This window comes from Dyadobacter linearis (assembly GCF_907165045.1).
Lineage (GTDB): Bacteria > Bacteroidota > Bacteroidia > Cytophagales > Spirosomataceae > Dyadobacter > Dyadobacter linearis.
In genome coordinates this window covers 1-1,474 of record NZ_CAJRAU010000021.1, presented here as the reverse complement: position 1 = coordinate 1,474, position 1,474 = coordinate 1, and the positions used below count along the sequence as shown (strand labels likewise).

The following is a 1,474-nucleotide window of genomic DNA, read 5'->3' as shown; positions in this document are numbered from 1 at the left end:
GCATCTTCAACCTTTACCGGAATCGCCCTATCAAGTCCGGCATTACACCAAAGCCAAAGTCCAGAAGAACTACCATGTGGTTATCGGTGAAGACTGGCACTTTTACAGCGTCCCATTCCGCTATATCGGCAAAGAAGTGCGAATTGCTTACTGCGAAGACACTGTTGAGATTTACCATGATAATCAGCGGATTGCCCTGCACAGCAGGAATTACCGGAGCCACGGATATACCACTTTGAAAGAGCATATGCCACAGGCCCACCAGGTTGTGTCCAGGCAACAGGGCTGGGACCCGGAATACTACCTGAGAAAAGCCAGCGAGAACGGCCCCTGCACCTACGAGTTCTTCAAAAAAGTCATGGATAGCAAACGAATCATCGATCAATCGTACTCCTCTTGCCTGGGCCTGCTAAGACTGATCAAGTCCTATGGGGCCGTCCGGATGGAGAATGCCTGCAAGCGGGCTTTAACGGGTTATAAGTTCAGTTACATCGCTGTAAAAAACATCCTGGACCATAACATGGACCTGATCCAGGATCTGGATAGCAAAGAATACCGTATCCCTGAACACCCTAACCTGAGAGGACCGGCTACCTACAAAGAATAATCACTATAACCTGTTCAAAATGAATACACAAAACACCTTAGATCTGTTAAGGTCGCTCAAACTGGCCGGCATGGCAAAACGCTATGAGGCCGTTCTTTCATTGCCCGTCCACGAGCTGGTCGATGTCCATTCCTTGGTCGCCATTATCACGCAGGCTGAAATAGAATATCGGCAGCACGCCAGGACGTCAAAGTATCTGAAAGCTAGCAAGCTTCGTTATCACGCCCTTCCGGAAGATATCCTGTGTACACCTGAAAGGGGGATTACAAGGGAACAGGTACTGAGGTTGTCAGACGGAATGTTCATCGAAAAGGGGGAGAATATCTTGATAACAGGTGCTACCGGATGCGGCAAAAGCTTCCTGGCCTGCGCCTTGGGGCGAAGTGCTTGCCTGCTGGGAATACGCACCCAGTACTTCAGTATGAACAAATTCCTGGACGCCCTGGCGCAGGCCCGGCTTGACGGCACCTATCTGAAATGGATCAGGGCTGTGTCGGCAAACAAGCTGCTGATCCTGGATGACTTTGGGTTAAAACAACTAAGCAACGATGCAAGGATCGCGCTGCTGGACATATTGGAAGACCGCTACGGAAACGGCTCTACGATTATTACTTCGCAGCTGCCGGTAGACAATTGGTATAACTTTATAGACGAGCCAACGCTTGCAGATGCCATCATGGACAGACTCTCAGCATCCGCTCACAGAATTGCTTTAACAGGAAAATCGCTGAGAAAAAGAAAAAATCATTAAGTTTAAATTATCACTCTCGCTCAGTGCCGTTAGCCACTTTTAGGTGGCGTAGTTTGCGCAGGAATTAACGGCGTCTTTTGCCCAGGAACACTGGAGTACTTTCACAGGAATATCTA

General features: G+C 48.9%; 2 protein-coding genes. Both read left to right on the top strand.

The window, feature by feature from the left end; all coding sequences use genetic code 11:
* Positions 1-607, top strand: a 607-nt coding sequence (locus KOD92_RS27330) for a Mu transposase domain-containing protein (RefSeq protein ID WP_406566185.1), incomplete at its 5' end; no start/stop codon positions are given.
* 19 nt (positions 608-626) lie between these two features.
* Complete coding sequence (gene istB, locus KOD92_RS27325; RefSeq protein ID WP_215236786.1) at positions 627-1,358, top strand: IS21-like element helper ATPase IstB; 732 nt, start codon at positions 627-629, stop codon at positions 1,356-1,358.
* The last annotated feature ends 116 nt before the right edge of the window (positions 1,359-1,474 follow it).

What these genes read in the sequence shown, in the direction of transcription:
- istB (WP_215236786.1), top strand. Translation starts at nt 627, where the DNA reads ATGAATACACAAAACACCTTAGATCTGTTAAGGTCGCTCAAACTGGCC.